The following is a 1,794-nucleotide window of genomic DNA, read 5'->3' on the forward strand; positions in this document are numbered from 1 at the left end:
AAAAAAAATGCACCGCGGACCGAATCCGCGGTACATTTTTATTTGCTTACAAATCTAAAAAAGATTTGAGCCAATCATAGCAGAATGGGCTCAACGTTGGGAGGAGGATAACCCAACGGTGTGGGGAAGACGACCACAGAAGCGACAACGCCGCCGGGCTGACCCCCCGGGATTACCCCGTCAGATGGGTGCAGGTTTCGCGAGCAACGAGCTAACAGCCGCTTCCCTGACGGGTGACCGCAGGGCGTGAAGGAGCGCCGAGGCTGAGGACCTGAAAGGGCCTTCTGGATACGTAAGCTGATTCCAGATGAACGCCGTTGCACATGCCGCCGCTGCGGGACGTAATGACCCCGCCTGTGTGACCGACCGACGCGACCGACGCGACCGACGGGTCGATGAATCGTCATCATCAATCACCTGCCTACCAGCTCTCAGAGAGAACCTAGACCCACCCCGCCCGGGTGGGTTTTTTGCTCCCTGAGAGCCACAAGGGCAGGGCTCCCTCCCTCTGCTCCCTCTGCTCCCTCCGAATCGATGGGCGGCGGCTCACCTCTCCAGTCGGAAGCCTCGGAGGTTGAGCAGAGAGGCAAAGAGGGAAGGGAGAGAGCAGAGCACGAACGAGCGAAGCGAGAGAGTTCCGCTCGCGCCGCAGGCTCCACAAGCTCCAGAAAACCTAGAGGATTCGCGAGAACTTGAAGACGATTTAGGGGCGGATTGGGTGGGATAAGAACTCCCGTTAGACCCTCTGCAGCCACTCTCTTTAAGACCTGCACCCTGTATTTTTGGGTGTATCTCAAGGTGTTTTCTGAGCTCACCACCCCCGCCCCCGCGATTCCAAGCCAAAGCCACCCGACCAAAACGACACCTCTCTCACTCTTCGTCCCTCAGAGCAAGAGAGGTGTCGTTTTCATGGGTTTTTTGGCATATAAGCGGGGGCGGGGGTGAGTGTTGAGGGGGGTTTGGGTTGGTCAGGTAGAGAGGTTCTAGAGGTGGTGCAGAGGGTCAGATGAGGGGGTGTTAGGGGGTGATTGATGATGATGACTGATGAGGGTTTGAGAGAGCAGAGAAGGGGCGAAGAAGTCGGATTGAGGGGCGAAGAAGTCGGATTGAGGGGCGAGGTTCAGGGGCGGTTGAGAGGGCTGTCAGGCGGCGGTGTGCAGGTGCTGGGGGCGTGAAGGTCTAGAGGGTCTGTGATTGCGAAGAAGAGCTTAAGACGATGGGTGAATTGGTGGTTGAGCAGGTGCGGAAGGTTGAGATGATCGCGGAAATTTTTCGGTTTGGGGTGAAGCTGCGGGAACAGATTTGTGGTGCGGTGGTGGAATGGTCGAGCGGGTGAGGCTTAGGGCGTTGTAGAGCGTGTCAGAGGTCTGAGAGAGCGGCAGGAGGCGCGGCTAGCGGGAATTGTCATCCCAGGGCTTGCAGATGGGATGTTTAGCCGCGCTAGGGGGTTTCCTTCGCGAGTGCGGCAGGTTCTTCGTGATTCCACAATCGACGCGCTGGCAGGCAGCAGGAGTCGCGCGCTTCGCTTGATTCGCGACTCCTGGTGCCTTGGCGGTCTCATGATGGAATCTCGCGCACTTCGTGCGGACATCCGGGCGCATTTTTGGCGCGAAAAAATTCGCCTCACGGTCGAAAAATGACGCCCCCGGATTTGCCACACCTCTTGCACCCAGTGAGTCCGGTGCATATTCTGACCAATTCGGAATAAGGAAATGGATTAAAGCGCCGCGCGTTTGAGACACCAAAAAATAGGAAGAAATGAATTTTTTCGCGGGTTTTTTCGAGAAATTGGGC

Annotated in this window: 1 protein-coding gene; it reads right to left on the reverse strand. The window is 57.0% G+C overall.

Annotated elements, in window-relative coordinates; translation table 11 throughout:
* Positions 1-1,391: 1,391 nt before the first annotated feature.
* Positions 1,392-1,794 (reverse strand): hypothetical protein (locus AB8C10_RS09225; RefSeq protein ID WP_368867555.1); only part of this gene is annotated, 403 nt, incomplete at its 5' end.

Source organism: Rothia mucilaginosa, from assembly GCF_964210535.1.
GTDB classification, from domain to species: domain Bacteria; phylum Actinomycetota; class Actinomycetes; order Actinomycetales; family Micrococcaceae; genus Rothia; species Rothia mucilaginosa_F.